2 protein-coding genes are annotated in these 985 nt (G+C 47.5%); both read left to right on the plus strand.

The window, feature by feature from the left end; all coding sequences use genetic code 11:
- Positions 1–115: 115 nt before the first annotated feature.
- Entirely contained in the window at positions 116–592 is a 477-nt protein-coding gene (gene larC2 / locus ACFPYJ_RS19170) for a nickel pincer cofactor biosynthesis protein LarC2 (RefSeq protein ID WP_379189797.1), read from the plus strand.
- Positions 593–741: 149 nt separating this feature from the next.
- On the plus strand, positions 742–879 hold the full coding sequence (locus ACFPYJ_RS19175; RefSeq protein WP_379189798.1) for a hypothetical protein: 138 nt from the start codon (positions 742–744) through the stop codon (positions 877–879).
- The last annotated feature ends 106 nt before the right edge of the window (positions 880–985 follow it).

The following is a 985-nucleotide window of genomic DNA, read 5'->3' on the forward strand; positions in this document are numbered from 1 at the left end:
TTTGTAAAATAATAGTCGCTACCCTAACCTAGACAACGTATCGAATTCTACTTAATTAAGCTACTATATAAAAGAAAGAGAACGCCTACATCCAATAAAGTGAGGGGAAACGCAAATGAAATTCGATCATACCAATGAGCATCTGGACGAAGAGATGGTTATCATACAGGCCAATATTGATGACATGAACCCGGAATGGAGCCCTTTTGTGACGGATAAGCTGCTGGAAATGGGTGCCAACGATGTCTATTGGATCCCGATCATCATGAAGAAAGGGAGACCGGGGTTGATGCTGAACGTGCTGATTCACGCGAATTTGCTTGAGAAAGCGGAAACCGTCATTTTTAGGGAAACGACCACGTTAGGCTTACGCTATATGCGTGCCGCATGCCACCGGTTGGGAAGAGGATTCGAGAAAGTAACCACTCCCTGGGGCGACATTACTGTAAAAACCGGCTATCATCGCGGCGAGCTTGTTCAGTTTGCCCCTGAATTTGCGGATTGCGAGCGGGCTGCCAAAGCGAACAACGTCCCGCTGCATGCCGTATATGAAGCGGCCCGAAGACAGTTTGGCACAGAAAAGGAAAAGTAAGGCTGCTGTGTGAGATGACGCTCTAAGTCTCTCGCTCATGATCATGCTGTTGATTTCCATGAGCATGATCGTGTTTATGAGCATGATCGAGTCCATGAGCATGATTGTGTTCATGAGCATGATGGTGTTTATGAGCATGATCGTGTTTCATGGACGTTTGGATGCTCGTACTCATGCTGATGTCCATGTGGATGCTCATGTATGTGCTCGTGTTCGCGTTCGTGAAGCTGACTGCTGTCTCCTGCTTGAACAAGCTTCAGAATGTGTCGATATCCATCATCGGATAGCGGCTTTCTTGGCTTTGTCTACAGTTTCGCTGCCAAGCACCTCGTTCATACTGCCGGTCCGGTAACCTTGCAGATCGAGCGTGACGTAAGAGAAACCAAGTGCGAT

It is taken from the genome of Paenibacillus solisilvae, from assembly GCF_042656405.1.
Classification (GTDB): Bacteria; Bacillota; Bacilli; order Paenibacillales; family Paenibacillaceae; genus Paenibacillus_Z; species Paenibacillus_Z solisilvae.

Coding starts and splice junctions, on each gene's coding strand:
- larC2 (WP_379189797.1), top strand. CDS start 116: ATGAAATTCGATCATACCAATGAGCATCTGGACGAAGAGATGGTTATC.
- ACFPYJ_RS19175 (WP_379189798.1), top strand. CDS start 742: ATGGACGTTTGGATGCTCGTACTCATGCTGATGTCCATGTGGATGCTC.